The organism is Paraburkholderia solisilvae (genome assembly GCF_902859875.1).
GTDB lineage: Bacteria > Pseudomonadota > Gammaproteobacteria > Burkholderiales > Burkholderiaceae > Paraburkholderia > Paraburkholderia solisilvae.
Window position 1 is genome coordinate 24,012 of the sequence record NZ_CADIKF010000057.1, and the last position, 22,485, is coordinate 46,496.

Genomic DNA, 22,485 nt, shown 5'->3' on the forward strand with positions numbered 1-22,485 from the left:
CGTTGCCTGAAAATCGGGTCCATGCGCACAGCCGTCGCGATTACGACAGCTGTTGCAGCAGCTGTTGCACATCAGCGGGAATCGGCCATCCATTCTAGAAAGAGAAAATCGTCGAAAAAATGCGGCAAAACGATTAAATCGTTTTGCATGTCGAATCGTTTGAGCGGTGCGCATCGCTGCCTGCCGCAGCCCGGCACGCGCGACTCCAGAACGGTCGGTAACAATTTCGCACCATTTAATCCGCTTGCGGAAAGTATGGATAACGAAAAACAAGCTAACCGAATTTTTCTGCGACATTCGATCAGCATGGTCGACGTTTTATCGAGTATTCCAGAGCGATATAAAGCTGAATTATTTTGAATTTTTTGAATTTTTTTTCCGCCATGTATTTCCGCTTAATCTGAGTCGCAACTCATTTTGCGGCCCGAGCGCCGTGGCGGCCCCGCCGCGCTCGACAGCGCCCGCTTTCTTCATACGTACGCGCTTTCTTCATACATACGACCCGGTGCGGCCAGCGAGTCCCGCCGAGGTTTTCCGACCGGAGAACTGCTTTTGATCCGATCTCTGCTTGCCGGAGTGCTCTATGCGTTTGCATCGTTCGTCACGATGTCGGGTGCGTCCGCGCAAACACCGTCGGCGTCCGTTGCGTCGGGCGGCGCACCGCTGAAAGTACAGACGTCATGGATCGGCAACAGCTTCGGATTCGGCGACGGAAGCTGGACGCAGATCAATATCACCGCCATCGCGGTCACGCCTGACGGCAAGGTCTACACAGACTCGCCGTGGGACGAGAGCGGTGCGGAAGCAGGCATCTATAAGGACGGCAAGATGCTCGGCTACGCAAACGGCACACATGGCTGGGGCAACGGCGGCGGCAATGCGGTTGCGCTCAATCATCGCTATGCGTTTATCGCGGTCACCGTGGGCACCGAACGAGGCCATCTGGTCGGCAAGGGCGTGTGGCCGGAAAAAGGCCATCAGTGGTATGGCGTGACGCGCCGTGCGCTGGCTGAGCCGCAACGCACCGCGCCGTTCCAGCCGGTTGCGAATGCGGCCGATCCGCGTGCGCGGCTGGCGGCGAGCTTCCTGATCGTCAACGACGTGGCGTCGGATACGCATAGCGAAGTGACCGGGCTTGCCGCGAACGATACGATGCTCTACGTCGCGAGCGCGGCGACCGACCGTGTCGATCTTTACGACCCGGAGTCGATGCAGCGCAAGAGTTCGTTCGACGTGCATCAACCGGGTCATCTCGCGCTTGGCGCCGACGGCACGCTGTGGGTGCTGACCGATATTCTCGACGGCAAGCCGAAGCTCGCGCATTACTCCGCCACGGGCCAGAAGCTCGACGACACGCTGCCGCTGCCGGCGGACAGCGTGCCGGTCGACGTCGCAATCGACGCGCAAGGGCGCGTGCTGATCGCGGACAACGGGCCGCGCCAGCAGGTGCTGTTCTTCACGAAGCAGGGCGGCCGTTATGCGGCGTCCGGCACGCTCGGCGAGCGCGGCGGCATCTTCTCAGGCGTCGCCGGCCGGCCGGGCCCGCAGCGCTTCAATGGCCTGACCGCCGTCGGCGCCGATGCGCGCGGCAACGTCTATGTGGCGAGCAACGGCCTGGGCCCGAATTTCGCGCCGGCCGGCACCAGTCTCGGCGCGGGTCTGGGCGCGACGCTCGAGAGCTATGCGCCGGATGGCAAGCGCTTGTGGAACGTCGAGGGTCTGCTATTCGTCGACGGCGCGTGGATCGACCCGGCGCGTCCGAACAGCGTCTATACCGGCAACAAGCGCTTCGAGCTCGATCTGTCGAAACCGGCCGGTCAGCAATGGACGTACGCCGGCTTTCTGTCGAACCGTTTCAAATATCCGGAAGATCCGGTGTTCCACGTCGATCAGTGGCCGGGCCTGCCGATCGCGCGGCAACTCAAAGGACGCACGATCCTGTATCTGACCGACATGTATTCAGATCACCTGAAGATCTATCGCTTCGACGCGGCGCGCGACGGCGAGACGGCGATTCCATCCGGATATATCGCCGGACGCGGGCTGCGCGACGTCAACGCGATTCCGGATGCGCCGCCCGGAGGCGACTGGATGTGGCGTGACACCAACGGCAACGGCCGTTTCGAGGCGGACGAGTTCGCGCGCAATTCGAGCGGCACGCGGCTGATCGGCGGCTGGGGCTGGTGGGTCGATACGGCCGGCGACATCTGGCACACCGTCGATGCGAAGGGGATCTATCGCTTCCATTTCGGCGGCTTCGACAAGGCGGGCAATCCGGTCTATTCGTATGACGACATGAAGTCGTATCCGCTGCCGGCGCCGTTCAACCAGGTGCACCGCGCGGTGTACGACGCATCGACCGATTCGCTGTACGCGACCGGCTATACCGACGACGCGCCGTACCAGAAGCCGCAATGGAAAGAAGTCGGCCGCGTGCTGGTGCGCTATGACAAGTGGTCGAGCGGCAGGCCCGACGCGCGTTATACGGTCAAGCTGCCGTGGGACACCAACGCCAAACCGCTTGTGACGATTATCGGGGTGACGGTCGAAGGCCAGTACGTGTTCGCGGTCGAACCCGCGGGCATCGTGCACGTGTTCGACAAGCAGCGCGGCAACGAAGTCGGCGTGATCAAGCCGGGGCCGGAAGTGGGCGGCGCGTCCGGCTGGGTCGACGTCGCCAACGGCATCAGCGCGGCGCGCCGCAGTGATGGAGAGTACCTGGTGTTCGTCGAGGAAGACGCGCGCGGCAAGGTGATGATGTACCGCTGGAAACCGGCGTAAAGGATAACGGATGGACAAGGGCATCCTGAGGAACGTAGCGATCAATCTCGTCGGGCTGGTGCTGCCCACGTTTGTCTCGCTCGTCACCGTGCCGTCCTACATCAAGGTGCTGGGCGTCGAACGTTACGGCGTGGTGAGCCTCGTGTGGGTGCTGATCGGCTACTTCGGCATTCTCGATCTGGGCATGGGCATGGCCGCGCAGAATCACATCTCGAAGGCGCGCGCGTCCGCGGACAAGGACGAGTGCACGCGCGTGTTCTGGAGCGCGACGTGGCTCAACTTCGCGACCGGCGTGATCGGCGGCCTCGTCATCTATTTCGGCACCTTTATCTACACGTCGTATTTCTCGAAGGTGTCGCCCGCGTTGCAGCACGAGGTGGTCGCCGCGCTGCCGTGGCTTGCGATCGCGATTCCCATTTCGAACGTGTCGTGGGTATTTGCGGGCGCGATCAACGGCGCGGAGAAGTTCGGCAGCTACAACACGAACCAGACGATCGGCACGTTCCTGTTTCAGCTGCTGCCGCTTTTCGCCGCGTGGTGGATCGGCCCGACCTTGCCGAACGTGCTGGCCGCCGCGGTGGCCGCGCGCACGATCGCAGCCGTCCTGCTGTGCCGCTCCGCGCTGAAGGTGCTCGATATCCGCACGATGCTGCCGCCGCAGTTCGGCGTCGCGAAGGGCCTGTTCAGCTTCGGCGGCTGGATGCTGCTCACGTCGGTGATGCTGCTGATCGCCGAATCGGCCGACCGCGTGCTGATCGGCGCAGGACTCGGCGCGCGCTTCGTCACGTATTACTCGGTGCCGCAAAACCTCGTCACGCGGCTGAACATCATCCCGACCGCGATGGTGCGCACGCTCTTTCCGCGCCTGTCGGCGCTCAATCGCGAGAATGCGGACCTCGTGATGCGGCAGTCACTCGAATTCCTGAACGGCGTGTTTACGCCGGTGATGCTCGTCGCGATGCTGGTGCTCGAGCCGTTTCTGCATCTGTGGGTCGGCAATGAAGTGGCGAGCGCGGGCGGCCCGGTCGGGCGCATTCTGATCATCTTCGTGTGGCTGACCGGCCAGGCGAACCTCGCGCGCATCCTGATCCAGGCGCAGGTGCATCCGGCGCTCGCGGCGCGCGTGGGCCTGGTCGAAACGCCGCTCTTTGCCGCTGCGATCTGGGGCGGTCTGCATTTCTTCGGGCTCACCGGCGCCGCGGTCGCGGTGGCCGCGCGCGGCCTGTTCGACTACCTCGTGCTGCTGTGGGTGTCGCGCATCCATGCGCGGCCGATCGTGCTCGACATGGCCGCGCACCTCGCATTCCTCGTTGCCGCGCTGTGGCTGTCGACGCTTGCGACAACGATCCCGCTGGTGGTTGCGGCAACCGTGCTGGTGGTCGGCGCGAACCTCGCGTGGTCGCTGACGATGACGCCCGCGCTGCGCGATCTCGCGCGCGCGGTGCTCGGCCGGCTCGTGAGGCTGTATTCACGGAAGAGCGCATCATGAACCACGACATCGCTGAAGAAACGCCAGGATGGGCCACCACGAGCGCGCGCCCGCAACCGCCTGTGCCGAACGTCGCGCCCGGGCGTGACGTGCCGCTCGCACCGCTTGCGCCCGTCGCGCCCGTTGCACCGGTGGCGCCGCCGCGTCGTGCGGCGGCGCCTGGGGGTCATGGCGCGCAAACGGCGCGCGTGGCGATCGTGCACGATTGGCTCGTCACGTACGCGGGCGCAGAGCGCGTGCTCGAGCAGATCATCGCGTGCTTTCCGGATGCGGACCTGTTCTCGCTCGTCGATTTCCTCGAGGACCGCACGTTTATTCGCGGCAAGCCGGTGACGACATCGTTTATCCAGAAGCTGCCGAAAGCGAAGACCCATTACCGCTCGTACTTGCCGCTGATGCCGCTCGCGATCGAGCAGTTCGATCTGTCCGGCTATGACGTCGTGATTTCGAGCAGCCACGCGGTCGCCAAAGGCGTGCTGACCGGACCCGACCAGGTGCACGTGAGCTATGTGCACTCGCCGATCCGCTATGCGTGGGACCTGCAGCATCAGTACCTGAACGAATCGAAGCTCACGCGCGGTCCGAAATCGGCACTCGCGCGCATGGTCCTGCATTACATCCGCAACTGGGATGTGCGCACGTCGAATTCGGTCGACTCGTTCGTGTCGAATTCCGCGTTTATCGCGCGCCGCATCAAGAAGGTTTATCAGCGCGACGCGGACGTGATCAACCCGCCGGTCGACGTCGAAGCGTTTTCGGTGCAGGAGCAGAAGGAAGACTTCTATCTGACCGCGTCGCGGATGGTGCCGTACAAGAAGATCGACCTGATTGTCGAAGCGTTCGCGAAGATGCCGCAACGGCAACTGGTCGTGATCGGCGACGGGCCCGACATGCAGAAGATTCGTGCGAAAGCGGCGCCGAATGTCGAGATCATGGGCTATCAGCCGTTTTCCGTGCTGCGTGACCGGATGCGGCGCGCGAAGGCGTTCGTGTTCGCGGCCGAAGAGGACTTCGGCATTTCAGTGGTCGAGGCGCAGGCGTGCGGCACGCCGGTGATCGCCTACGGCAAGGGCGGCGCGCTCGAAACGGTGCGCGACCTGTCGGACCCGCGGCCCACCGGCCTCTTCTTCGACGAACAGGCGGCCGGCTCGATTATTGCCGCGGTCGAGAACTTCGCTGCGCAGCCGGACCGTTTCGCGCCCGCGGATTGCCGCGCGAATGCGGAGCGCTTTTCCGCCGCGCTGTTTCGCGAGCGATTCTTTGCGCATGTGCGCGCGCAGGCGCCCGCGCTGAAGGGCGTGACGCTGCCGCCGTACGCGCCGTACGATCCGGCGCAGAAGAACGCGGCGGCGAATCCGGCCGCGTCGCTGCGCGTGCTGGCGGTCGATCAGAGCGGCGTGCTGGGCGGCGCGGAATTGTCGCTGCTCGAAATTGTGAAGACGCTGCGCGCGCGCATGGACGTCGTGCTGTTCGACGACGGCCCGTTTCGCGCGGCGCTCGATCGCGCCGGCGTGCCGGCCACCGTGCTCGATGCGGGCGCGACGCGCGACATGCGCAAGCAGGGCGGCTCGCCGCCGCTCGGCCGCGCGCTGAAAAGCGTGGGGTCGCTGGTGCGCGCGACCGCGGCGCACGCGCGTCACAACGACGTGATCTATGCGAATACGCAGCGCGCGATGGTAGTCAGCGTGCTGGCCGGCAAGCTCGCCCGCAAGCCGGTGGTCTGGCATTTGCGCGACATCGTCAGCGCCGAGCACTTCGGCGGGCGGCAGCGGGTGGTGATCAAATGGTGCGCGCGCTTCGGGCTCGCGCACGTCATTGCGAACTCGGCCGCCTCCGCCCGCGCGTTCGTCCAGCTGACGAACTTCGCCGACGACAAGGTCGAGGTGGTCTTCAACGGCATCGCGAGCGCGCCGTTCGATGCGCTGCGCGACACCCCGCGAGGCAGCTTGCGTTCGCAGTTGAACCTGCCGCGCGATGCGTTTCTGGTCGGTTCTTTCAGCCGCCTTGCGCGCTGGAAAGGGCAGCATGTGCTGCTCGAAGCGATGCTGCGCGGCGACGCCCGGCTGAACCCGCCCATGCATGCGGTGCTGGTCGGCTCGGCGCTGTTCGGCGAGGACGCCTACGAGGCGGAGTTGCGCGCATTCGTCGCGCAGCACGGACTGGGCGAGCGGGTGCATTTTCTCGGCTTCCAGCACGATATCGCGGCCTGCATGTGCGCGATGGATGTCGTTGCGCATACGTCGATCACGCCGGAGCCGTTCGGGCGCGTGATCGTCGAAGGGATGCTCGCGGGGCGGCCGGTGGTGGCCGCGCGTGCGGGCGGCGTGACCGAGATTCTCCAGCACGGCGAGAACGGCATGCTGTGCAAGCCCGGCGATGCGCGCGCGCTCGCGGATACGCTCGCCGCATTGCGCGCCGACCCGGCGCTGCGCGATCGGCTCGTGACGCGCGGCTATCAGACCGCGACCGGCACGTTTGGCGCCGCCGCATATGTGGCCGGGGTCGAGCGGATTTTGCAGCGGGTCGCGGCTGGCGGACAAGGACAGGCGGCGCAGGCGAAGGTTGGCTGAACGGCCGGTGGGCCGGATCGCGGCGGCTGAAAGGCTCAGGCCGCGGGATTCAGGCCGAGGGATTCAGGCCGCGGGATTCAGGCCAAAGGATTCAGGCCAAAGGATTCAGGCCAAAGGATTCAGGCCAAGGGATTCAGGCCAAAGGGCTCAGGCCACGCGCGCCGCGGGCGCCTCAGCCTTCGCGCGCGATTTCGGCTTGAAGCTTGCCGACCATTTCATCGCCGGCAGTTCGACGAGCCGATAGAACACATAGGCAGCCGGAATCGCGATGCACATATAGCCGAACGACGGCCAGATCGACATCTGCAGCGCAGAGCGGTAGAACACCGACGACAGCAGCACGAAGACCGGCAGGTGAATCAGGTATAGCGAGAAGCTGAAGTCGCCGACGCGTGACAGCAGCCGCATCGGCGCCGGCTCGACCGCGCGGCGGCGTTCGAGCGCCTTGTACAGGTAGCACGCGAAGCCGATGGCCCAGAGCTGGAACGCAAGGTATTGGCCTGCATAGAACGCAGCGCAGCCGAGCCCCGTGAAGAGGGCCGCGAGACCGTACCAGACGAGCGTCGAACGCGGTGGCCGCGCAGGCGTCGCGCCGGCCTGCGCCTCGGCGATCCAGGCGCCGAGCGTCCACGAAAACCAGTATGACGGGAAGAACTGGATATCGTGCCGTTCGAGCACGATAGCCGACACGATATTGATCAGCGCGACCGCGACCAGCACCGTATTCATGCCGAAGCGGCGGCGCAGCGCGAACAGCAGCGGATAGACCGCGTAGAACTGCACTTCGAGCGACAGCGTCCACAGCGCGCCGTTCGACCCGTACGTGTAGCCGGCGACGCCTTGCAGCGAGAACAGGTTGACGAGGAACGGCAGCAGGCCGATGTCGCGCACCTTGTGGCTGACTGGCGGCAGATGCAGGCTGATCGAGTCGAGCGCGAGCGTGAAGAGCAGCGCGGCGAGCAGCACCGGATAGATACGCGCGAAGCGGCGCATCCAGAAGTTGCCCGCATCGAGCCGATAACCGGGGTCTCGCGCGAGGCGAAAGGCGCCGCCGCGATGGATGCAGTAACCGCTGATCACAAAAAAGACTGGCACACCTGCGGAACCCCACGCGATCGGAAACGTCGCATACGCAACGAGAGAGCTGAAATCGAATGACCTGCCGACAGTGTGGTGAAAGCTTTGCATGCCGACCCATACCACCTGGCGGCAGTGAAAGTAGGCGACCAGCAGCGCGGCGAAACCGCGCATCGCGTCGACGACGTGCTCCTTGCCGGCGCTGGCGATGTGCGCGTGGCCGGCAGGCGCGGCGCTGAAGGGTGAGGCGGTCGTGGTGGCGTTCAGGACGGAATCGCTCATGCGGTCCTCGTGTGTATGCCGGCACGATGGTGCGACAGGTAAATGAAAGCAGGGCGTGCGAGCCGCGTGCACGGACCCCGCATTCGTATCGTAATGCTCGACGTTTGAAATAAAAGCGATAAAAAAGTGTATGAAAATGCAATGTGAACCATGCGAATTGCGTTGTCACGCGAGTGTCAACATTAAATATTCCGGGTAAATACTGTTCGCGTTATCCACTAGTTTTTTTGTGCTAACTTTGACTTCAACAAATTCTTGGCGAGGGGGTGGTCAATGAGCGTGCATGTGCTTGCTGGCGTAGTCGTCCTGCTGGTTCTGGTGGCCGTGTCAGCTTACCGCGAAGCGTTGCGTAACGAGCCTATCGGCCGTTTCCGGATTCACGCGGGCAAGCTTCCGCAGTTCGACGAAAACGAAGAGTCCGCTCTTCAGTAATTTCCGGTACGGCGTCCGCGGGCGGCAATATTTACCCTATTGCCGCCCGTCGGCCGGCCGTTATCCGGTAAGGTCCACGCATTACCCAGTTTATAAGAACGGCTCCGGTAAATCTGCGAAAGCCACTCGAAGAAATTAGCGCGTCTTTAACGGAATTCCGATTATTTTTCCGCTAGGCTTTTTTCACACCAGATTCACCGCCGAGCCCTTGGGGACGCCGGAAGGAAACCCCTCGGGAACTGGCGGGTGCAAACATCATCAACCGAGTGGGAATGCATACCATGCTGAAAGTCACCAAAGCCGTGTTTCCCGTGGCGGGACTTGGCACGCGCTTCTTGCCCGCCACCAAGGCGAGTCCGAAAGAAATGCTGCCGATCGTCGACAAGCCGCTGATCCAGTACGCCGTTGAAGAAGCGATCGACGCGGGCATCACCGAAATGATCTTCGTGACGGGCCGCAGCAAACGCGCGATCGAAGATCACTTCGACAAGTCGTATGAGATCGAGGCGGAACTGGAAGCGCGCGGCAAGCAGAAGCTGCTCGAGCTCGTGCGCGGCATCAAGCCCGCCAATGTCGACTGTTTCTACGTGCGTCAGGCCGAAGCACTCGGCCTGGGGCACGCGGTGCTGTGCGCCGAAAAGCTGATCGGCGACAGCCCGTTCGCGGTCATTCTCGCGGACGACCTGCTGCATAGCGAAAAGCCGGTGATGAAGCAGCTCGTGAACGTGTTCAATCACTATCACAGCTCGGTCGTCGGCGTCGAGACGATTGCCCGTGAAGACAGCCGTTCGTACGGCGTGGTCGAAGGCCGCGAGTGGGAAGAAGACGTGATCAAGCTGTCGGGCATCGTCGAAAAGCCGGCGCCGGAAGTCGCGCCGTCCAATCTCGGCGTGGTCGGCCGCTACGTGCTGATGCCGACCATCTTCAAGCATATCCGCGCGCTGAAGCCGGGCGCGGGCGGCGAGCTGCAGCTGACCGACGCGCTACAGTCGCTGCTCACCGAAGAGCAGGTGCTCGCCTATCGCTACTTCGGCACCCGTTTCGATTGCGGCAGCAAGCTCGGCTATCTGAAGGCGACCGTCGAATTCGCGCTGCGGCACCCGGAAGTGCGCGCCGAGTTTGAAGAGTATCTGCAAAGCTATCTCCCGGAGCGTCTGACGGCCGCGGCCGCCTGAGCGACTTCTCGATGGCGACGCTGCTGCGTCGCGCGCATCTGGCCGTACCCGGCCGGGTCAGCCAGCGGGCCGCGCGTGACCGGCGCCGCAAGGCGCGCGTAGGAGTCGCACACGCGCGGCGGCGTACATCGTCTCGCTGAGCGGATGATGCCGGCTACCGCAGCCGGATGATCGCACCGGAATGAAACGCCGGTTGGACGCATCGGACCGCGGCAGTGGCGCTGCCTGATGCACGGCGGGATGGCGCATCGCGCGGCGCGTGCCCGCGCGATGCGCGTGACGCGCGTTGTCATCAGGCTGACCTGCCTGGTGTTCGCTTGCGGCCGGCAAGCATGCCCGATGCGCGGAGCGATCGCGATACGCGGTCGCTGCCACGCGAGCGGCGCCGATTCCGGCGATCCATCCAGAGTCCTCGAGGAGCGAGACGTGAACACAGTGACCGGCGGCCCCGCGGGCCGACCCGAAGTCAGCATCGTGATGGCGAACTACAACGGAGCGCGCTGGCTCATCGACGCAATCCGCTCAGTGCAGGCGCAAACGCTGCGGAACTGGGAGTTATTGATTGCCGACGACGCGTCGACCGACGACAGCCTGCGCATCATGCGCGCGGCCGCGGCGGACGACACCCGCATCGTCGTACTGCCGGCCGAGCGCAACCAGGGCCCGTCCGGCGCGCGCAATCGCGCGCTCGACGTGGCGCGCGGACAGTGGATCACGATCGTCGACAGCGACGACCTGATCACGCCGCGGCGGCTCGAGACGATGGTCGAAGCGGCGCGGCGCGACGGCGCGATGATCGTCGCGGACGATCTGCGCATCGTCGACGAGGACGGCGCGCTGACGCCGCGCACGCTGCTCGCGTTGCAGGGCAAGCAGACCTGCGATGCGGTCGGCCTCGTGAAAAACGACGCGTTCGGCTACCTGCAGCCGATGTTCGACAGGCGTGCCATCGAAGGGGTGCGTTACGACGAGCATCTGCGTGTCGGCGAGGACTTTTATTTTCTGCTGCGTGTGCTTGCGGCGCACGGCAGCATGACGCTTTACCCGGAAATGGGCTACCTGTACCGGCAGCGCACCCGCTCGCTGTCCAAAGGCGTGGCGCGGCAGGCGCTCGAAGGGATGCTGGTCGCGGACCAGCGCTTCCGCGCGGGCGCGCAGCGCGCGAGCGAGTCGCTGCTATCGGAACTGGAGCGGCGCAGACGCTCGCTCACGACGCGCCTGCATTGGGAAAACGTGAAGACGTCGCTGCGGGAAAAGCGCATTGGCTTTGCGCTGCGCGAAGCCGCGCTGCATCCCGGCATTGCGCACTATGCGCTGGGTTCGCTGTTCAAGTTCGCAGGCCGTTAGGCCGCCAGGCCGCTGCGCGTGCGCTAATGCGGCGCGCGCTGCGCGAGCAGCGCGCGCACGTCGTCATCGGTCGTCTCGCTGAAGTCCGCATAGAACTGGCCGACCGCATAGAAGTTCGCCGGCGTCAGGACACAAACGAATTCATCGACATCGTCGCCGAGCCTCGCGTGCGCGCCAGGCGGCGCGACCGGCAGCGCCGCGACGATTTTCGCCGGCGTCCGGGTGCGCAGTGCGCGCACCGCCGCCTTCATCGACGCGCCGGTTGCCATCCCGTCGTCGACCACGATCGCCGTGCGGCCCTGCATGTCCAACGCCGTCTGGCCCGGCGGGCGGTACACCTGTTCGCGCCGCTCGAGTTCGATGCGTTCGCTCGCGAGCACACGGTCGAATGCGGCTTGCGGCAAGCCGATTTCACGGACCAGCGGTTCGTCGACGTACAGCGCGCCGCCCGATGCGATCGCGCCCATCGCGAGTTCCGCCTGCCACGGCACACCGAGCTTGCGCACGGCCAGCACATCGAGCGCGGCGCCGAGCAGGCGGGCGACCTCGAAGGCGACCGGCACGCCGCCGCGCGGCAGCGCGAGCACGACGACATCGTTGCGATTCGCATAGGCGCTGAGCAGGCCGGCGAGTGCACGGCCGGCGGCGGCGCGATCGGTAAAGGCACGCTCCATGATCGGTGCTCCGGTTCGCTGCGCAGATTCACAGTGTGCCACGCGCGCATGCGCATGGGCCGTTCACGCGAGACCCGCGCGGTTCGCGAGCCGGCGCCCAGACGGCGTATCGATACGGCGCGCGACGGCTTGGTGCAGCGTGCGTTGCAAACGTACGCGAGCGGTGTAACTTTTCGCGCAATTCACGTAGTCGCGCGCTGCTTGCGGGGCCGGGCGCCGCTCGCTGCGCTTCGGTTGCCGCTATCGCACACATCCGGTGATTGTGGTGATCGCGGCGCGCATTCGCGGGTTGCTCATGCGCGGCTCGCACCGGCCCGCGACGCGTCGATCCGAGACGGGCACATTGCTTGCGCTCCCATTGCAAAGCTCTTGCCGCCGGCTGGCGCGGCGGCAAGGCATCGGATGCGGAGCAGCAACATGACGAGGCCTCGGATGATCTTCCCCAAAGCGCGCGATGACGGGACGTCGCGCGCCGCATCGAGACAGGACTACGAGGTCTATGCGACCTATCGCCGGACGACGGAAGGCGCGTTTGTCGGTCTGCTGAAAGTCGTGCGCAAAACGGATGGACGGCTGCTGTTTCCGTTTGCGGGCGCGCCCGACATCGGTCCGTTCGAGAACGGCCAGGCCGCGCGCGAAGCGGCGCAGCGATACGGCGAAAACGTCGTGGATGGCGATCTGGACAATCCCGAGGCGTGACGGACGTTCCGCGCGCGACCTGAACGAGAACAAATAGCACGACCCGCGCGCGGGCGCACAGCCGCGCGACATCGCGTGGACAAGCGCGAGCCGGCCCGCGCCGCCCTTGCCGCGCCACCGCACATCCCACGTCATCCATCACGCGGCCCGCGCAGATACCGGTCGAGCAGCAAGGTCGCCGATACGCCATGCAGCAGCACCGAGCCGACGATGGCCGCCATCACGACCGCGAGCGCGGCGTCCTGCGCCACGCGCTGCAACCGCTCGATCGCAAACAGCAGATAGTAGAACGCGCCGACGCCCCGTATGCCGAGCCATCCGGCTAGCAGCCGCTGCGGCCAGGTCGCGCTCGAGCCGGCGAGCGCGACGAGCGTGCAGAGCGGCCGCACCACGAAGAGCAGCGCGAGGGCCGGCCAGATCGCGCGCCATTCGATCACCTCGCGCCAATGCGCGGACACGACGCTGCCGATCAGCAGCATCAGTACGAGTTCGACGGTGTGCTCGATCTCGACGGCGAACGCCATCATCGATTCCGCCATATAGGCATGCGCGAGCTCCGGCGTGCGCGCGGCCTTGTCGCGCTCGCCGCGCTCGACTTTCTCCAGCACTTCGGTCGGCGCGGTGTGTCCGCCGGTCGCGCGCAATTCCTGATGGCGCAACGCGACGCCGGCGACGAACACCGCCACGAACGCATAACCGTGCAGCAGTTGCGCGGCGCCGTAGCAGGCGGACATCAGCCCGAGCGCGAGAAATCCTTCGACGCCGAGCGCAACGTCAAAACGCAGGCGCAAGCGTGTGACGAGCGCGACGACGCCGGCGCCCAGCAGCCAGCCGATCGCAATCGCGCTGCCGATGCCCCACGCGAGCGCACTCGTGAAACCGGCGAAGCTCGCAATTTCGCCGCCGCTCTGCGCGCTGCCGCCGGTTATGCCGCCTACGCCGATCACGCCGGTCCCGCTCACTTCGACGCCGCACAGCGCGAGGCCGAGCAGCATGAACGGCCATGCCGCGCCGTCGTTGCAGCCACCTTCGCCGGATAACGCGAAGCGCAGCGGCTCGGCGTCGCCGGCCGCGCGCGGGCGCAGTTCGTTGGCGAGCACCGGGTCGGTCGGCGCCAGCGCGGCCGCGACGATCAGCGCGAGGCCCGGTGCGAGGCCGAGCCCGTAGTGGGTGAGCGCGGTCATCGCGGCGATCGTCAGCAGCATCGCGCCGACGCCGAGACGCAGCGGCAGCCGCCATAGACGGTCGCGCAGCGGCACGCGCAAATGCATGCCGATCGCGAACAGCGAGATCACGAGGCCGGTCTCGGTGACGAGGCGCAGCATCTGCGCGCCGTGCTCGAGGTCCGGGCTCAGCAGCCCGATGCCCGCCGGACCGAGCCCGAAGCCGACCGCGAGGTAGACCATCGCGCCCGTCATCGGCAGATGCGCGATCAGTTTGCGCGCGAGCGCCATCGCGATCAGCAGGCCGCCGATGATCAGATACCACGTCGCTTCGACCGTCATAGGCTCGTTGGGCCCTCGTTTGAATGGGCAAATCGCAAACCGGTGCCGGATCGCACGCGCGGCCCGGTTGCAGATGGACGGATGCAAGCGTTATGGATAAGGAAGCAAGGGCCGTACCGCGTCGGCGGCGCCGCGCGAGGCGCGTTCGCGGCGGGCTCGCCGCGCCGGTCGTGTCGTTAGCGGCAGCCGGCAGGAGGGCCGCTACGCGTACGGCGCATAAATACTGACGATTGTGTCGTTTGCCTGAAACAGCGTTCGCATTCTTCAAATCCGGAACAGGCTCAGCGTGGTATGTTCACGCACTCGACGCACATCGCATGAAACACGCTTGACTATGACAATAGCGCCGGAATCCGGGCCCTATGCGGATCTCGCGGTACACATTCGCTTCAAGCGCTGGCGCATTACCCGCCGCTGGCTTCGCGCGGTCCGCTCCGACCCGTCGATCGAACAGGCCGACCGGCTCACCAACCGGCAACTGTTCGACCTGCTGCCGCAACTCTATGATGAAATCTGCGCCGCGCTGACCGCGGTGCCCAGTTCCGTGCGTACCGCGCGGATCGATTTCGACGCGCGCCAGTACGCACGCAAGCGCTGGATGCATGGCTATCAGCTCGACGAACTGTATCGCGAGCTCGATCTGCTGCAGGTCAGCGTGCAGCAGGTGGTGCGCGAATACTTCGCGAATACGCTGTCGCCGCGTGACGAACAGGCCGGCGCGCATCGAATTATCGAGAGCTTTTTCAGCGCGACGATTCACGGCGCGATCCGGCAACTGCTCGACGAGCAGAACCAGCGCATCAGCGCGTCGCTGCGCGAGCGCGATCGCGCGCTGGCCGCCCGCCAGGAGAGCGATGAGCGGCTGCGCATCGCGGCCGGCGCGGCGGGCCTCGGCATCTTCGAATGGAACGCGGTGACGCGCCAGGGCGTCTGGGAAAACGCGCGGATGTACGAGATCACCGGGCAGCCGATCGACGCGGGACCGCTGCCGAACGAAGACTTCATGCGCGAATTCATCCATCCGGATGACGCAGCCGCGTACGTCGAACGCTATCTGGCCGACGAACATGCGCACCGGCCGTTCCATATGGTGTTCCGCGCGTTCCGGATCGGCGACCGCGCGCTGCGCGTACTCGAAATGCACGGGCGGTTCCGCTACGACGCGCATGGCGTGTTGCACTCGTTCGTCGGCACGCTCGCGGACATCACCACGCGCGCCAATGCGCAGGAGGCGTTGCGCGAAGCGGATCGCCGCAAGGACGTCTTTCTCGCGACGCTCGCGCACGAACTGCGCAACCCGCTCGCACCGATCCGCAACGCGGCGCACGTGCTCAAGGCGACGAGCGGGCAGTTGCCGCCGACCATCCACTGGGTGCAGGCGGTGATCGAGCGGCAGAGTCATCACCTGTCGCATCTGATCGACGATCTGCTCGACGTGTCGCGCATCACGACCGGCCGCATCAACCTGAAGCGCGAAGTGCTCGATCTGCGCGACGCGATCGGCCGCGCGATGGAAATCAACGGGCCGGCCGCGGGGCTGCGGCGGCATCGTATTTTCCTCAACACGCGCGCGACGCCCATCCCGGTCGACGGCGACCGCACGCGGCTCACGCAAATCCTGTCGAACCTGATCGACAACGCGATCAAGTACACCGACGACGGCGGCGAAATTCATATTTGCGCCGAAGTGGTGAGCGGCCGCGCGTGCGTCGCCGTGAAGGACAGCGGCATTGGCGTCGCCGCCGCCGAACTGCCGGCGCTCTTCGATCTGTTCATGCAGGCGACGCCGCCCGCCGGCCGTGCGCGCGACGGGCTCGGCATCGGCCTGTTCGTGGCGCGCAAGCTGATCGACATGCACGGCGGCAGCATTTCGGTGGCGAGCGACGGCATCGGCAAAGGCTGCGAGTTTTCGATCACGCTGCCGCTTGCGGTCGTGCCGGTGCCGAGCGTGGCCGATGCGCCGCTGATCGGGGACGAGCGTGCCGGGCACACGCGGCGCTTGCGCATTCTGATTGTCGATGACAATCGCGATGCGGCCGAATCGCTCGCGCTGGTGCTCGACATGCACGACACGCGCACCGCCGTGGACGGTCCGTCCGCACTCGCGCTTGCGGAACAGTTCGACGCGGACGTCGCGCTGCTCGATATCGCGCTGCCCGGCATGAGCGGCCATGAGATCGCGCGGCGGCTGGCCGCGCGGGCGCAGCGCGTGTGCCCGGTGCTGATCGCGTTGACCGGTTTCAGCCAGCCGGAGGACTTCGCGCGCTCGCGCGAGTCGGGCTTTGCACATCACCTCGTGAAGCCGGTGAGCCCCGAAGTACTGATCGATCTGCTGCGTACGATTGCCCGCACGCGGCAGGCTCAGTAAAAGTAAAGCGCGGCGCACCTCGCCAGCGAGCGGGCAATGGCGCACAGGGTAGTCGATGTCGGGCGCGACAGCGGCATAGGCGAACGCGCACGGGCGCAGCCGTGCGTGGCTGATCCGAAGCCGAACGGGCAGCACGTCGCGTGCGGCAGGCTTGCGGGAATGGCGGTTGCGTGACGGGGTAGGTCCGGTGTGCCCGGGTTCGCCCAATCGCAAGGAGCCATCTCATGTCACGAACTTCAACCTCGCCGTCGCCGCATGCCCGGCAACAGCCGCGCGCTTCGTCGCGCATGCGCGCAAGCGGACCCGTCAACACGATGGACGAGCCGGGCGGTCCGGAAGCGCCGCCCGACAGCGTGGATGCTGAAGAAATTGCGCGCGCCGCGCCGGAAAGTACGCGTGACGAAAAAGGGCGGGGCGAAACCGCACGCGATGATGAGCATCGTCCGGATAGCGCCGCGCGCCGCCAGCCGGGTCAGCGCGACAGCGAGCCGCACGACGACATCGATCCGGATTTCAAGCCGCCGATGGCGCACGACGAGGACGGCCGGCACGGTTAGTCACGCTTGCGCCGCGAGAGCGGAAGCGCGCGCCGCCGAGACAACCGGTGGCGCGCGCGCGAGGCGCGGCTTGCCGCGTCACTGCCTGAAGAGCGTCGCCACTGAGATATGCGGCCAGTCGATACCGAGGAAGTTGAGTATCACCTTCTGCGAATACTGCAGGACTTCGAACGAATGACCGTCGTCCGGTTGCACGGTCTCGATCCAGAAGGTCGCTTCGACGTTGGTGGCCGCGGCGTTGTTGCTGGTGGTGTTCTGCAGGAACGGAATGTTCATCACGCCGCCCGCGGTCTTGCTCGACACCGTGATCACCGTTGTGCTCTTCATGTGTTCGAGAAACGGCTTGATCGCATCGGCGAGCACCACATTCGGGTTCTTCACCGCATCCTTGTTCGTGATGCGCGGCGGCAGCGCCGCGTCGGTGAGCGGCTGCAGATAGCCGCTGCCCAGCGCCGCGCCGGCTGGATTGCGCTGCGGCGTCGAGTCGAGCGTCGCGAACTGCGGCTTGCCGTCCGGCGACGTGAACGCGTTGCCCTGCAGGAGAATCGATGAGCCGTGCGGAATCGACCCTAGCCGGACCACCGATGGGTCTTCCTTCGGAATCTTGCTGGACGGCACATTCAGCCAGAAGCCGTTCTCGATATGCAGCGGCTCGTGCGAATCCGCGTCGTTGATACGCTGCAGATAGCGCAGCCCGAAGATCGCGATATCCGGTTGTCCATCGGCCGTGTTACCGGGCAATTGCGATCCGCGGTTCGGTACATCGGCGCCGATCGGCGTGAGTTCGAGCGTCTCATGCGTGGCCGAAAGCAGCACGCGAAACGGTTTGTTGCCGGTGCTCGGCGGTGTCGAATCGAAATCGGGCAGCATGATCAGGTTGTAGCCATTGCCCGACCACCGGCCGGCTAACGACGCGAGCAATCCCAGTTGCTCGACCTGTTCATTTAATGAGGGACCTGGGCGAAAGCGGGTGAGCATAAGCGTTCTCCACGGATGTTGATAGCGAGAGGCGCCGCGTGTCCTCGCCCCGAACCGACTGCGCACCGGGGACCTTGTATTGGCGTGCCTGCCATCTAAACATTCGTCGTTTGCGCTCTATTCCGCGTTGCGGACGATGCGCCGCTCGACGGCGGGAATGCGGGACTCCGCGCGCCGCGCTGCAGCGCCTGCGGCGCTACGCTAGTATTGGATCAGCGCGCGACGCATGAGGATTCAGCGCGGGCGGCATCGCCTGCGGTCGCTTCGCGCAACGCTCGATCTCTTCACCTGTCCGTCAACCGCCGTTACGTCATTCGCGCCGTCATCCCATGAAGTCTCTTGCTCTCGATACCGAATTCGCCGAACTGCTGGCCGATAGTCACTTGCGTCTGGTCGGCGCACCCCTCGTCGAGCGCGACATCGCGCCCGCCGATGCCGCACGCTGGTTGTACGAGGACGCGCCATTCGTGCTGCTTGCGCACAATACGGATGCCGATCCGCGCTTCGTCTATGCAAACAGAACTGCGCAGCGCTGTTTCGAATACGACTGGGACGAGTTCACCCGTCTGCATTCGCGGCTGTCGGCGGAGCAGCCGAACCGCGACGAGCGCGAGCGTCTGCTCGACGACGTGCGCAGCAAAGGGTACTCGAGCGATTATCGCGGGCTGCGTATCGCGAAGTCCGGGCGGCGTTTCTGGATCGAGAAAGCCATCGTGTGGAATCTGGTCGACCGCGCGGGCGTGTATCGAGGCCAGGCGGCGCGGTTCGCAGACTGGACCGACGCCTGAGCTGTGCCTGAGTCGTGCCTGCGTGGTGTCCGAGCGGCCCGTAAGTACGGACCGCCTACAGGTCGTCTTCGTCGTCGCGGCCGTGCAGCGTCAGGCCGTTGGCCGGCAGCGGCAGCGCAGTCTTGTAGCGCACCTGCTTCAACGCGAAGCTCGAGCGGATGTTTGACACGCCTGGAATTTTCGTCAGGTGGTCGACGATAAAGCGCTCGAGCGCGTGAATATCCGGCATCACGACGCGCAGCAGATAGTCCGCGTCGCCGGTCATCAGATAGCACTCCATCACCTCGGGGCGAGCGTTGATCGCTTCCTCGAAGCGCCGCAGGCCATCCTCGACCTGCTTTTCCAGACTGACCTGAATAAACACGTTCACCTGCAAACCCAGCACATCCGGGTTCAGCAGCGTGACCTGCTGTTTGAAAAGTCCGAGCTTGTCGAGCGCCCGCACGCGGTTGAAGCACGGCGTGGGCGAGAGGTTCACCGCGCGCGCCAGCTCCGAATTGGTGATGCGCGCGTTCTGCTGCAACTGGTTGAGGATGCCGATGTCGATCCGGTCGAGGCGGCGGGCAGGGCGGGCAGCAGAGCTCATAGTGCAAACATTCCGGTTATGGCGGGATCTTAAGAATAAATACACTACGCGAATCGGAAAACACAAGCAATTGAGACGCACATTTTGCGGACACGTCACTAACATATTCCGTACCCTCAACCAATCGGCAACCGGATGCGGAGTACGCGATGACAGACCTGTCCAACGGCGTTGAACCCATGCAGTGGCTGCACATTGCACGCAATGCGGTGCGTGAAGACGACGACCCGCAGGAGACGGCCGAATGGCTGAGCGCGCTCGAAGGTGTCATCGCGCATGCGGGCAAGCAACGCGCCCAATTCCTGTTTGACAGCCTTGCCGAACATGCCCGTCTGCTCGGCATGCAGTCCTCGCGCACGCGCGTGACGCCATACACGAACACAATCGCGCTCGAACAGCAGGGCCGTTACCCCGGCAACCCCGCGCTCGAAGACAAGCTTGCGGCCGCCTTGCGCTGGAACGCGCTCGCGATGGTGGTGCGCGCCAACAACGCGTACGGCGAACTGGGCGGCCATATCGCGAGCTATGCGTCCGCGGCCGATCTGTTCGAGGTCGGCTTCAACCACTTCTTTCGCGCTTCCGCGCCCGGCGCGGAAGCGGGCATCGGCGGCGACCTCGTGTACTTCCAGCCGCATTCGTCGCCGGGCGTCTATGCGCGCGCATTTCTCGAAGGCTTTCTGGATGAAGCGCATTTGCGGCACTATCGGCGCGAAATTGCCGGCCCCGGCCTCTGCTCGTATCCGCACCCGTGGCTGATGCCGGATTTCTGGCAGTTTCCGACCGGCTCGATGGGTATTGGGCCGATCAATGCGATCTACCAGGCGCGCTTCATGCGCTATCTGCACAACCGCGGCCTCGCGCAGACCGACGGGCGCACCGTTTGGGGCTTTTTCGGCGATGGCGAAATGGACGAACCCGAATCGATCGGCGCATTGTCGCTTGCCGCACGCGAGGGCCTCGACAATCTCGTGTTCGTGATCAACTGCAACCTGCAACGGCTCGACGGCCCGGTGCGCAGCAACGGGCGCATCGTCGACGAACTCGAAGCGCAGTTCCATGGCGCGGGCTGGAATGTGATCAAGGTGCTGTGGGGCTCCGACTGGGATGCGCTGTTCGCGCGCGACACGACCAGCGCGTTGCCGCGCGCGTTCGCGCAGACGGTCGACGGCCAGTTCCAGACGTTCTCCGCGAACGACGGCGCGTACAACCGCGCGCATTTCTTCGGCCAGCATCCGGCGCTCGCGGCGCTCGTCGAGCAGATGAGCGACGACGATATCGACCGCCTGCGGCGCGGCGGTCACGACGCCCGCAAGCTGTACGCCGCGTATGCGCAGGCGCGCGCGCACCGCGGCCAGCCGAGCGTGATTCTCGCGAAGACGATGAAGGGCTTCGGCATGGGCGCCGCGGGCCAGGGGCGGATGACCACGCACCAGCAAAAGAAGCTCGATATCGACGAGCTCAAGGCGTTTCGCGACCGCTTCCGTCTGCCGCTTTCGGATGACGACGTCGAGCAGCTGAAGTTCTACAAGCCCGCCGCCGACAACCCTGAAATGCAGTACCTGCATGCGCGGCGCGCCGCACTCGGCGGCTATCTGCCGCGCCGCCGCCGTCAGGCGACCCAGGCGCTCGCGGTGCCGCCGGTGCCGGACTGGGCGTCGTTCGCGCTCGCGGCGACCGACCGCGAAATCTCGACGACGATGGCGCTGGTGCGCATGCTGAGCGCGCTTCTGAAGGGCGGCGCGATTGGCCGGCGCATCGTGCCGATCGTGGCCGACGAGGCGCGCACCTTCGGCATGGCGAACCTGTTCCGCCAGGTCGGCATCTATTCGCCGCTGGGCCAGCTGTACGAGCCGGAAGACCGCGGCTCGATGCTGTACTACCGCGAAGACACGCAGGGGCAGATTCTCGAAGAGGGCATCTCCGAAGCGGGCGCGGTGTCGTCATGGATTTCGGCGGCGACGTCGTACAGCGTGCACGACTTGCCGATGCTGCCGTTCTACATCTACTACTCGATGTTCGGTTTCCAGCGTATCGGCGACCTGATCTGGGCCGCGGCCGATCAACGTGCGCGCGGCTTCCTGATCGGCGCGACCGCCGGCAAGACGACGCTCGGCGGCGAGGGCCTGCAGCATCAGGACGGCTCGAGCCATCTTGCCGCGTCGACCATTCCGAACTGCCGCGCGTACGATCCGGCGTTCGCGTACGAAGTGGCCGCGATCGTCGATGCGGGGATGCGCGAGATGGTCGAAGCGCAGCATGACGTGTTCTATTACATGACGGTCGCCAACGAAAACTATGCGCACCCTTGCGTGACGCCCGCGCTGTTCGACGCCTTGCGCGAGCCGATCCTGAAGGGCCTCTACCGCTTGCCGGCGCCGCAGCGGGACGCGCGCGTGCAACTGCTCGGCTCCGGCGCGATTCTGCGCGAGGCGCTCGCCGCACGAAGGATGCTCGCCGACGATTGGGGTATCGAGGCAGCGGTGTGGAGCGTCACGAGCTTTACCGAACTGCAGCGCGATGGCATGGAGGCCGAGCGGCGCGCGCGCAACGCGGGCGCGCCGCTTGACGCGGCGGGCGTGGGCAGGCCTTACGTGAGCGCCGCGCTCGAGGCGACGCGCGGGCCGGTGATCGCGGCCACCGACTATGTGCGGGCGGTGCCGGAACTGATTCGCGCGTATGTGCCGCGCCGCTATGTGACGCTCGGCACCGACGGCTTCGGGCGCAGCGACACGCGCAGCGCGTTGCGTGCGTTCTTCGAGGTGGACCGGGTGGCGATCGTGATCGCCGCGTTGCATGCGCTGGCCGACGACGGCGAGATTGGACGGGAGGTGGTGCGCGACGCGATTGCGCGTTACCGCGGCGGCGCTGCCGGTGCTGCGAACCCTGGCGATGGACTGACGCCGCCGTGGTGGCGTTGAGCGGCGTTGAACGGCATTCGATGCGGCGCGACGCGCAACGATCGTCAATGACGGACGCTTTGCGCAGGCCTGTCCGGCTGTTTGGCCGCACGCGCGTGCCGCGCGATAGGCGGCAGCCGGCTCGCGGCGTGCCGTGTTACGAACGCACGCCGAAGACGGTGTGCCACAAGGTGTCGAAAAAGCCGGCGGGCTTCTTGCCGCGCGGGGTCGGCTGGCCGCCGGCCGGGCGCGGCGCGCTGGGGCTCGCGCCCGGGCTGTG

Annotated in this window: 18 protein-coding genes; 13 read left to right on the forward strand and 5 right to left on the reverse strand. The window is 65.5% G+C overall.

What is annotated here, in order from left to right; translation table 11 throughout:
• Window positions 1-21: 21 nt before the first annotated feature.
• From HV675_RS26670 to HV675_RS26685, 4 genes are all read left to right on the forward strand, one after another.
• On the forward strand, window positions 22-360 hold the full coding sequence (locus HV675_RS26670; RefSeq protein ID WP_175114458.1) for a hypothetical protein: 339 nt from the start codon (window positions 22-24) through the stop codon (window positions 358-360).
• A 246-nt stretch (window positions 361-606) separates the two neighbouring features.
• Entirely contained in the window at window positions 607-2,781 is a 2,175-nt protein-coding gene (locus HV675_RS26675; RefSeq protein ID WP_175114474.1) for an NHL repeat-containing protein, read from the forward strand.
• Between the two features lie 10 nt (window positions 2,782-2,791).
• The gene (locus tag HV675_RS26680) at window positions 2,792-4,270 is read left to right on the forward strand and encodes an oligosaccharide flippase family protein (protein ID WP_175114459.1); all 1,479 of its coding nucleotides are present in this window, start codon (window positions 2,792-2,794) and stop codon (window positions 4,268-4,270) included.
• Window positions 4,267-6,840 (forward strand): glycosyltransferase family 4 protein, encoded by a 2,574-nt coding sequence (locus HV675_RS26685; protein WP_175114460.1) that lies wholly within the window; start codon window positions 4,267-4,269, stop codon window positions 6,838-6,840. Before HV675_RS26680 ends, HV675_RS26685 begins: the two co-directional genes overlap by 4 nt.
• 147 nt (window positions 6,841-6,987) lie before the next feature.
• Here the strand turns inward: HV675_RS26685 and HV675_RS26690 are convergent, their stop codons facing one another.
• The gene (locus HV675_RS26690; protein ID WP_175114461.1) at window positions 6,988-8,199 is read right to left on the reverse strand and encodes an acyltransferase family protein; all 1,212 of its coding nucleotides are present in this window, start codon (window positions 8,197-8,199) and stop codon (window positions 6,988-6,990) included.
• 273 nt (window positions 8,200-8,472) lie between these two features.
• Between HV675_RS26690 and HV675_RS26695 the strand changes: the two genes are divergently transcribed.
• The 3 genes from HV675_RS26695 (at window position 8,473) to HV675_RS26705 (ending at window position 11,153) form a co-directional block, all read left to right on the forward strand.
• Complete coding sequence (locus HV675_RS26695) at window positions 8,473-8,631, forward strand: hypothetical protein (RefSeq protein ID WP_175114462.1); 159 nt, start codon at window positions 8,473-8,475, stop codon at window positions 8,629-8,631.
• A gap of 281 nt (window positions 8,632-8,912) precedes the next feature.
• Entirely contained in the window at window positions 8,913-9,806 is an 894-nt protein-coding gene (galU, locus tag HV675_RS26700; protein WP_175114463.1) for a UTP--glucose-1-phosphate uridylyltransferase GalU, read from the forward strand.
• A gap of 426 nt (window positions 9,807-10,232) precedes the next feature.
• Window positions 10,233-11,153 carry a glycosyltransferase family 2 protein gene (locus tag HV675_RS26705; protein WP_175114464.1) on the forward strand — a complete coding sequence of 307 codons (921 nt, stop codon included), beginning with the start codon at window positions 10,233-10,235 and terminating at the stop codon, window positions 11,151-11,153.
• 23 nt (window positions 11,154-11,176) lie between these two features.
• On the opposite strand, the gene HV675_RS26710 is transcribed toward HV675_RS26705, so the two are convergent.
• Window positions 11,177-11,827, reverse strand: a complete 651-nt coding sequence (locus tag HV675_RS26710) for a phosphoribosyltransferase (RefSeq protein ID WP_175114465.1) — start codon at window positions 11,825-11,827, stop codon at window positions 11,177-11,179.
• 417 nt (window positions 11,828-12,244) lie between these two features.
• Here HV675_RS26710 and HV675_RS26715 point away from each other — a divergent pair, with 417 nt between their 5' ends.
• Window positions 12,245-12,526, forward strand: a complete 282-nt coding sequence (locus tag HV675_RS26715; RefSeq protein ID WP_175114466.1) for a DUF6723 family protein — start codon at window positions 12,245-12,247, stop codon at window positions 12,524-12,526.
• 131 nt (window positions 12,527-12,657) lie between these two features.
• Here the strand turns inward: HV675_RS26715 and HV675_RS26720 are convergent, their stop codons facing one another.
• On the reverse strand, window positions 12,658-14,031 hold the full coding sequence (locus HV675_RS26720; RefSeq protein WP_175114467.1) for a cation:proton antiporter: 1,374 nt from the start codon (window positions 14,029-14,031) through the stop codon (window positions 12,658-12,660).
• A gap of 334 nt (window positions 14,032-14,365) precedes the next feature.
• Between HV675_RS26720 and HV675_RS26725 the strand changes: the two genes are divergently transcribed.
• On the forward strand, window positions 14,366-16,399 hold the full coding sequence (locus tag HV675_RS26725) for a hybrid sensor histidine kinase/response regulator (RefSeq protein WP_246270563.1): 2,034 nt from the start codon (window positions 14,366-14,368) through the stop codon (window positions 16,397-16,399).
• Between the two features lie 224 nt (window positions 16,400-16,623).
• On the forward strand, window positions 16,624-16,956 hold the full coding sequence (locus tag HV675_RS26730; RefSeq protein WP_175114468.1) for a hypothetical protein: 333 nt from the start codon (window positions 16,624-16,626) through the stop codon (window positions 16,954-16,956).
• A gap of 78 nt (window positions 16,957-17,034) precedes the next feature.
• Here HV675_RS26730 and HV675_RS26735 read toward each other — a convergent pair whose 3' ends face one another.
• Window positions 17,035-17,934: a heme-binding protein gene (locus HV675_RS26735; RefSeq protein WP_175114469.1), complete on the reverse strand. Its 900-nt coding sequence runs from the start codon at window positions 17,932-17,934 to the stop codon at window positions 17,035-17,037.
• A 329-nt stretch (window positions 17,935-18,263) separates the two neighbouring features.
• Between HV675_RS26735 and HV675_RS26740 the strand changes: the two genes are divergently transcribed.
• On the forward strand, window positions 18,264-18,722 hold the full coding sequence (locus HV675_RS26740; RefSeq protein ID WP_175114470.1) for an MEKHLA domain-containing protein: 459 nt from the start codon (window positions 18,264-18,266) through the stop codon (window positions 18,720-18,722).
• Between the two features lie 55 nt (window positions 18,723-18,777).
• Here the strand turns inward: HV675_RS26740 and HV675_RS26745 are convergent, their stop codons facing one another.
• On the reverse strand, window positions 18,778-19,308 hold the full coding sequence (locus tag HV675_RS26745) for an Lrp/AsnC family transcriptional regulator (protein ID WP_217478270.1): 531 nt from the start codon (window positions 19,306-19,308) through the stop codon (window positions 18,778-18,780).
• Between the two features lie 149 nt (window positions 19,309-19,457).
• Between HV675_RS26745 and mdeB the strand changes: the two genes are divergently transcribed.
• Window positions 19,458-22,226 (forward strand): alpha-ketoglutarate dehydrogenase, encoded by a 2,769-nt coding sequence (gene mdeB / locus HV675_RS26750; RefSeq protein ID WP_175114472.1) that lies wholly within the window; start codon window positions 19,458-19,460, stop codon window positions 22,224-22,226.
• A 47-nt stretch (window positions 22,227-22,273) separates the two neighbouring features.
• On the forward strand, window positions 22,274-22,485 hold a 212-nt coding region (locus tag HV675_RS32270), incomplete at its 3' end, for a hypothetical protein (RefSeq protein ID WP_217478272.1).

Coding starts and splice junctions, on each gene's coding strand:
- HV675_RS26720 (WP_175114467.1), bottom strand. CDS start 14,031: ATGACGGTCGAAGCGACGTGGTATCTGATCATCGGCGGCCTGCTGATC.
- HV675_RS26670 (WP_175114458.1), top strand. CDS start 22: ATGCGCACAGCCGTCGCGATTACGACAGCTGTTGCAGCAGCTGTTGCA.
- HV675_RS26740 (WP_175114470.1), top strand. CDS start 18,264: ATGAAGTCTCTTGCTCTCGATACCGAATTCGCCGAACTGCTGGCCGAT.
- HV675_RS26745 (WP_217478270.1), bottom strand. CDS start 19,308: ATGAGCTCTGCTGCCCGCCCTGCCCGCCGCCTCGACCGGATCGACATC.
- HV675_RS26710 (WP_175114465.1), bottom strand. CDS start 11,827: ATGGAGCGTGCCTTTACCGATCGCGCCGCCGCCGGCCGTGCACTCGCC.
- HV675_RS26675 (WP_175114474.1), top strand. CDS start 607: ATGTCGGGTGCGTCCGCGCAAACACCGTCGGCGTCCGTTGCGTCGGGC.
- HV675_RS26715 (WP_175114466.1), top strand. CDS start 12,245: ATGACGAGGCCTCGGATGATCTTCCCCAAAGCGCGCGATGACGGGACG.
- HV675_RS26685 (WP_175114460.1), top strand. CDS start 4,267: ATGAACCACGACATCGCTGAAGAAACGCCAGGATGGGCCACCACGAGC.
- HV675_RS26725 (WP_246270563.1), top strand. CDS start 14,366: ATGACAATAGCGCCGGAATCCGGGCCCTATGCGGATCTCGCGGTACAC.
- HV675_RS26680 (WP_175114459.1), top strand. CDS start 2,792: ATGGACAAGGGCATCCTGAGGAACGTAGCGATCAATCTCGTCGGGCTG.
- HV675_RS26730 (WP_175114468.1), top strand. CDS start 16,624: ATGTCACGAACTTCAACCTCGCCGTCGCCGCATGCCCGGCAACAGCCG.
- mdeB (WP_175114472.1), top strand. CDS start 19,458: ATGACAGACCTGTCCAACGGCGTTGAACCCATGCAGTGGCTGCACATT.
- galU (WP_175114463.1), top strand. CDS start 8,913: ATGCTGAAAGTCACCAAAGCCGTGTTTCCCGTGGCGGGACTTGGCACG.
- HV675_RS26735 (WP_175114469.1), bottom strand. CDS start 17,934: ATGCTCACCCGCTTTCGCCCAGGTCCCTCATTAAATGAACAGGTCGAG.
- HV675_RS26695 (WP_175114462.1), top strand. CDS start 8,473: ATGAGCGTGCATGTGCTTGCTGGCGTAGTCGTCCTGCTGGTTCTGGTG.
- HV675_RS26690 (WP_175114461.1), bottom strand. CDS start 8,199: ATGAGCGATTCCGTCCTGAACGCCACCACGACCGCCTCACCCTTCAGC.